Source organism: Lysinibacillus sp. IITD104 (genome assembly GCF_036698265.2).
Taxonomy (GTDB): domain Bacteria; phylum Bacillota; class Bacilli; order Bacillales_A; family Planococcaceae; genus Lysinibacillus; species Lysinibacillus boronitolerans.
Map to the genome: position 1 here is coordinate 4,198,161 of NZ_JBAHYH020000001.1, position 6,196 is coordinate 4,204,356.

The following is a 6,196-nucleotide window of genomic DNA, read 5'->3' on the forward strand; positions in this document are numbered from 1 at the left end:
CTATTTAAATGCCTTCTGTATTCATGAGTACTATACGCCAGCCATCAGGATCTTCAATGGTTACCCCTTTTTCAGCCCAATACAGATTTTCAGGCTCTACTTCGGGATATCCCATAAGTGCAAGACGTTCGACAATATGGCGAATTGTATCTCTGTTTGGGATATAAAGTACGAGAAGATTGTCCTTACTTGGTGCAGGACAAGGGCTACCTTCAATATGCTCTGTAAATTCTAAATGATAACTTGCATCTGGAAGACCAATCATTAGACCATCATAGCCACGATGACCTGCAAAAGAGCCTATTTTCTTTAATCCGACGCCTTCACAGTAAAACCGTGCTATTTCCTTTAGCTGAGCGGTTGGTCTTGCCACTCTTACCTGTGAGACTGCTAATTCATTTGTCCATTGTTGTTCCATCGTTATGTATCTCCTTTTAGACTATTGTAAAATGAGACAATAGCGCTGGAAACAGTCATAGGTCTGAAGTTATTGTATAAGAGCAACTGTAAATGAAGCGGCTGTTTTCTCTTTTACTTCCTCTAAAGAAACACCTTCTGCTAATTCAATCAATTGCATACCATCTTTCGTAAAATCAAATACAGCCAAATCTGTAATTAATCGATGTACGACACCTTTACCTGTTAGAGGAAGCTCACATTGTTTTTTAATTTTAGATTCACCATTTTTATTCACATGCTCCATGACGACAATCACTCTCTTGGCACCAACTACGAGATCCATTGCGCCACCCATGCCCTTCACCATTTTCCCTGGAATCATCCAATTAGCAAGATCTCCTGTTTCAGATACCTCCATACCTCCTAAGATGGCAAGGTCTATATGTCCGCCTCGAATCATCGCGAATGATTCTGCACTGTCAAAGAAGGATGCCCCTGGAACTGTTGTAACCGTTTCTTTACCTGCATTGATTAGATCAGGATCTACTGCATCTTCTACTGGATAAGGACCAATACCGAGAAGTCCGTTTTCGGATTGTAAAAGCACGTCATAATCGGCTGGGATTGCATTCGCAACAAGTGTTGGAATACCTATGCCTAAATTGACATTCATACCGTTGGCTATTTCTTTTACTGCTCGGTTAACAATTTTTTGTCTTGTATCCATTATGCTTCCCCCTTTTTCACCGTTAAACGTTCAATACGCTTCTCATAGTTTTCACCTACTAATACACGTTGTACAAAAACCCCTGGTGTATGGATATGATCAGGATCTAGTTCTCCAACTTCTACAATTTCCTCCACTTCAGCTATTGTAATTTTTCCTGACATAGCAGCTAATGGATTAAAATTGCGTGATGTTTTTCTGTAAACTAAATTTCCTAGCTTATCTGCTTTCCATGCTTTGACCAGAGCAAAGTCGGCAACAATGCCTTCCTCCAAAATATATTCTTTGCCATCAAAAACCTTCGCTTCTTTTCCTTCAGCAATCGGCGTTCCAACCCCTGTAGCTGTGTAAAACCCAGGAATTCCCGCTCCACCTGCACGCAAACGTTCTGCAAGAGTTCCTTGCGGTGTCAACTCTACTTCTAGCTCACCACTTAAAAATTGTTGTTCAAAAATCTTATTTTCTCCTACATAAGAAGCAACCATTTTTTTAATTTGCTTGTTTGCTAATAGTAGACCCAACCCCCAGTCATCTACACCACAGTTGTTACTGATAACCGTTAAATCCTTTGTTCCCTGTTGCACTAATGCTGCGATAGATTTTTCGGGTATACCGCATAGCCCGAAGCCACCTACAGCTAATGTGTCGCCATCCTTAATATCCGCAATCGCCTCTTCAAATGAATTCCATACCTTCCCATTCCCCATCTCGAAACCTCCCTGAATTGCTCGTTTGTTAAGGAAAATTCTACATCATTGCTATTTTACAAGTAAAGGAATTAATTAGAATACTACTTATTCCTATTTAGAATAAATCTCTTCTCGCTATTCCTACACATCATTTCAAGTAACTGTTTTAATGCATAAGATTGATAGGCATTCTTTTTCGTAATAATCCCTAAACGCCATGGCATTTCAAAATTATCTAATGGAATTATTTTCACATTTGTATTTGTTTGCTTAGCAGCTATGGAATGCGGTAACAATGTAATCCCTAAATTAGAGGATACTAATTCTACAATCAAGTCCCATTGTGAACTTTTATAGCCAATTGTAGGTGTAAAACCAACGCTTTCACAGGATTTAATTATATAGTCGTGAAGGGTGAACTCCTCCGCAAAGATAATGAATGTTTCATTTTTTAAATCTTGTAAAGCTATCGATTCCTGGCATGCATAGGGGTGAGATTCATTCATAAAAACATAAAACTGGTCTTCTATAAAGGGTTGAACAGCAAACTTCCTTTCATCTACTGGTAATACTATGATGCCCATATCAACATCACCATTTTCTACTAGCATTTCTACCATTTTTGCACCACGTTCGACAAGCGCTAAATGCACTTCAGGATATAGCTGATGAAATCCCCTAGCAATTTCAGGGAAAAATAATGTTCCAATTAAAGGTGGGATCCCTAACTTGATAGCACCTGTTTTAATATTTAATAGATCATCTAGTAAAATATGTAGTTCTTGGATAGCATGCATTATTTTTTGTCCTTGATTATACACAATACTACCTGCATCTGTTAGTTCTACATTACGCGTTGACCTATTCAACAATTCAACTTGTAATGATTCTTCTAATTTTTTGATACTTTTGCTTAATGAAGGCTGAGATACAAAGGAATCATTTGCAGCCTTTGTAAAACTCCTATGTTCAACAACAGCCATAAAGGCTTTTAAATCTCTTAATTCCATCACTATCGTCTCCATTTATTCATATTTTTTATAAAGTATCTATAAGTAATTCCCTTTAGTAATAAATTCTCCACTCTTCCTTTTTAATCCTTTTCAATCAGTTGATCATCAAAGTTTTAGATTTCTATATTTTAATAATGGAGAGTTTTTGAGGGTTATATGTCCTACAATCAATTATAAACTGGAGCCAGCGTCACTACTAGTGAACGCAGGGAGTGAAGAGACTCATTGGACGCCACCTGGGAAAGGACGCTGGCGGAACGGAAATCAACTCCTCACCTTTCAAAATTGCTTTTTCTGACGATGACTCACCTTTTTTCAACAACATGAAAATACACCACCTTAAAAAGTGGTGTATTTTCTACTTAGTGTGCTTTTTCTAATGCTAACTTAATCCCAAATGCAATTAATATTGCACCTGTTAGTCCTTCAATTACTGCCTTAGTTGATGGCTTTTTCATAAATGCGCTAATTCGATCTAAAAGGTACACATAGAAGATAAACCATAGCATTGTTAATGCTGTATAAATGAGACCCATTATTAAAAATGGGAGGAATGTTCCACTGTTACCATCTACGAATTGAGGAAGAAATGTTAGGAAAAATACTGCGACCTTTGGATTTGTCACATTTGTGAGAAACCCTTGCTTAAAGCAAGATTGTTGAGAATACTTGTGCTCAATACTTGCTTCATCTTGTACAGCCGGGGATTGTGTGCGAATAGTTCGAAGTGTCCATAAGGTCTTGATTCCTAAATAACATAAATAAACCGCACCAACATATTTTAAAACAGCGAATATATAGGCAGATTTTACAATAATCGCTGAAAGTCCAATAACAGCCGCACAAGTATGAATTAATAAACCGCAACAAGAACCTATGATTGTTTGTAAACCGCCCTTTCTGCTCACAGTCAGTGTGTTCTTTGTTGCAATCGCTGTATCAGGGCCAGGTAAAATAATAAGTAAAATGCACATAACTAAGAACACAGATATATTGACCATATTACGCCCACCCTTTCTGTCAGAAAATTATAAAAATAATTGTAACATACGCCAAGAGCAACAGAAAGATACAAAATGTTTTCGTTGACATATAACCATAAGGTGTTATATATTCATAACACCTTATGGTTATATGTCATACAGATTCCTCTGCTTTAGTGGACTCGAATAACGTTGTACGCCATTACACCAAGGTATCATTCATCAATCAAAAGGAGTAATAGAACATGACTGAAAAATTGCAGGATATTGTCAAAACAATTACATTAAATGCCCCTATCGAAAAAGTTTGGGAGACTGTCGCAACAGCTGACAAAATTGCTTCCTGGTTTATGCCAAATGATTTTCAACCTATTGAAGGTCACGAATTTACTATTCAATCACCGTTCGGCCCTTCACCCTGCAAGGTAGAACGTGTTGATGCACCGCACTTTCTGCGATTTGCTTGGGATCAAGATGGTTGGTTCGTCACTTTTGAGCTAAAAGAAGTAGGCGAGCAAACTGAATTTACTTTAACACATGGCGGCTGGAAGGAAGCATCACATATTATTCCTAAAGCGAACACTGCCACTGAAGCCATACGTACTAATATGGATGGTGGCTGGACAATGATTATTAATCATAAATTAAAAGAGGCTGCTGAATCCTAATGACTGAAGCAGCCATAAGGTATGATGTTTTTCAAGCAATCGCTGATCCAACAAGAAGAAGTGTTTTACAGCTCCTTGCAGCAAGTGACAGACCTATTTCCAATATTACTGAGCATTTTACGATTAGTCGAACCGCTGTCGTGAAGCATTTGAAAATATTGGAACAGGCGGAGCTAATTTCTGCTCAAAAAAAAGGGCGCGAAAAAATCTATACGTTGCATAGTGAGCGCTTAAAGGAGATTGAAGATTGGCTCCAATACTTCCATTTATTTTGGGACAATAAATTGGCTCAGCTTCAAAGCATGGTGGAGGATCATTAAAAGTAAAAAAGAGCTGTCCATTTTTTTTGTTTATAATGAGAAAAAAGATGTTGGGGTAGAGTGAAATGACCAAAAGATATTTTACGAAAATGGAACAAGAACAACTAAAATGTAATCCAAATGTGCAAGCAGTTAGCGAGAAAGCGATCACATATACTGACGAATTTAAACGTCATTTTATTGCGGAAAATGAAAAAGGTAAATTCCCAAGAGAAATTTTTGAAAATGCAGGTTTAGATGTTGAATTAATCGGTATAAAACGAATCGAATCTTCAGGCAAACGCTGGCGAGCTTCTTATCGTAAAGCAGGTGTCGGAGGTTTACAAGATACACGTAAAACAAATTCAGGTAGACCTTCCGAACGCGAATTGACATTAGAAGAAAAATTGAAGCGTTTAGAGGCGAAAAATCGGTTACTTGAAGCAGAGAATGAATTGTTAAAAAAGCTCGATCTACTCGAAAGGCAGATGTTGAAGAAGAAATAAAAATCGCTACGACACTAAAATTTGAACTCATCCATCACACGATGAAAAAGTATAAATTAAAGCGTTTAGTCAGCTATTTATGTGATGTGATGGGTATATCTCGGTCTGGCTATTACAATTATTTTTTAGAAAAATCAGCTCAGAAGCGTGTGGAGCAAGAACAAGCAGATGAAGTGGTAAAGGAAATCATTTTAAAAGCGTATCATTTCAGAGGGCGAAAAAAAGGAGCACGTCAAATTAAAATGACGTTAGAAAATCAATATGGAATTACGTACAATCTGAAACGTATTCGCCGTGTGATGAAAAAATATCAGATTATCTGCCCGATTCGAAAAGCGAATCCAACTCGACGTATGGCAAAAGCAACGAAAGAACATCGTACGTGCCCAAATGAATTACAACGCAACTTTAAACAGGGTATGGCCGGAAAAGTGTTACTGACAGATATCACCTATTTAACGTATGGAAGCAGTAAACGCGCTTATTTATCAACGATTAAAGACGCTGAAACGAATGAAATTTTAGCGTATGAAGTGTCGTCTTCATTAAGTATAGATATTGCCCTCAATACGCTTCATCAATTGAAGAAACACCGCCATTTAACGGAAGATGCCTTTATTCATTCGGATCAAGGATTCCATTATACCAATCCACAATTCCAAAAACTTGTGAAGAAAATGGGGTTAGGACAATCCATGTCTCGCCGTGGAAACTGTTGGGACAATGCGCCACAAGAATCATTTTTTGGACATTTTAAAGATGAAACAACTATCGAGAAATGTGAAACATTAGAAGAAGTCAAACGAGAAATTAAGAGTTATATGATGTATTACAACCATTATCGAGGGCAATGGCATTTGAAAAAGCTGCCGCCTGCAAAATACAGACAGCAGCTTCAACAAGTTACCTAGC

The 6,196-nt window shown here is 37.6% G+C and carries 8 protein-coding genes; 3 read left to right on the forward strand and 5 right to left on the reverse strand.

Annotated elements, in window-relative coordinates:
* Positions 1-4: 4 nt before the first annotated feature.
* The 5 genes from V1L66_RS21265 to V1L66_RS21285 form a co-directional block, all read right to left on the reverse strand.
* The gene (locus V1L66_RS21265; protein ID WP_016992170.1) at positions 5-418 is read right to left on the reverse strand and encodes a VOC family protein; all 414 of its coding nucleotides are present in this window, start codon (positions 416-418) and stop codon (positions 5-7) included.
* Between the two features lie 69 nt (positions 419-487).
* Positions 488-1,126, reverse strand: a complete 639-nt coding sequence (locus V1L66_RS21270; protein WP_016992169.1) for a 3-oxoacid CoA-transferase subunit B — start codon at positions 1,124-1,126, stop codon at positions 488-490.
* Positions 1,126-1,833 carry a CoA transferase subunit A gene (locus V1L66_RS21275; protein ID WP_333005711.1) on the reverse strand — a complete coding sequence of 236 codons (708 nt, stop codon included), beginning with the start codon at positions 1,831-1,833 and terminating at the stop codon, positions 1,126-1,128. The genes V1L66_RS21270 and V1L66_RS21275 overlap by 1 nt, the downstream gene beginning before the upstream one ends.
* 83 nt (positions 1,834-1,916) lie before the next feature.
* On the reverse strand, positions 1,917-2,825 hold the full coding sequence (locus V1L66_RS21280; protein WP_333005713.1) for a LysR family transcriptional regulator: 909 nt from the start codon (positions 2,823-2,825) through the stop codon (positions 1,917-1,919).
* Between the two features lie 365 nt (positions 2,826-3,190).
* Positions 3,191-3,829, reverse strand: coding sequence for a LysE family translocator (locus V1L66_RS21285; protein ID WP_016992167.1), 639 nt, complete (start codon positions 3,827-3,829; stop codon positions 3,191-3,193).
* 227 nt (positions 3,830-4,056) lie between these two features.
* Here V1L66_RS21285 and V1L66_RS21290 point away from each other — a divergent pair, with 227 nt between their 5' ends.
* The 3 genes from V1L66_RS21290 to V1L66_RS21300 all read left to right on the forward strand — a co-directional run bounded on the left by V1L66_RS21290 (position 4,057) and on the right by V1L66_RS21300 (position 6,195).
* Entirely contained in the window at positions 4,057-4,479 is a 423-nt protein-coding gene (locus tag V1L66_RS21290) for an SRPBCC domain-containing protein (protein ID WP_036078021.1), read from the forward strand.
* Entirely contained in the window at positions 4,479-4,799 is a 321-nt protein-coding gene (locus V1L66_RS21295) for a helix-turn-helix transcriptional regulator (RefSeq protein ID WP_036078020.1), read from the forward strand. The genes V1L66_RS21290 and V1L66_RS21295 overlap by 1 nt, the downstream gene beginning before the upstream one ends.
* A 65-nt stretch (positions 4,800-4,864) precedes the next feature.
* A protein-coding gene (locus tag V1L66_RS21300; protein ID WP_409072232.1) for an IS3 family transposase occupies positions 4,865-6,195 on the forward strand; the annotation gives its coding sequence in 2 pieces (ribosomal slippage) (positions 4,865-5,249 and positions 5,249-6,195; 1,332 coding nt in all).
* Position 6,196: the final 1 nt, after the last annotated feature.